Below are 331 nucleotides of genomic sequence, written 5' to 3' on the forward strand. Positions count from 1 at the left end.
CTTCAAGCGGAACTGCCAACAACGTAATGGGGCGATTACTTGAGAGGGCTAGCTGGTTTTATGGGAAGCGGGCATTTGTTCGATATCGCATTTCTTCTTCTAGGTATAGGGTCTAGCTATGTAATGTTATGTCCATAGGGTTTTTGGACATGGAGTCCGGTGTCTTTTTGGACACGGAATCCATGGAGGTCTTGGACACTTCTAGCGGTTTATGGTTGTTGCCTGCGTTTGGGCCGGGGTTTGGATAGTTTCGGGTTCATCCGTGGTGGTTGGCGGTGTTTCATTCCTTCAACGAGGTTGATGTTGATCTGGCCACCTGGTGGCCTGTGGC

The organism is Corynebacterium sp. HMSC078A10 (assembly GCF_001811565.1).
GTDB lineage: Bacteria > Actinomycetota > Actinomycetes > Mycobacteriales > Mycobacteriaceae > Corynebacterium > Corynebacterium hesseae.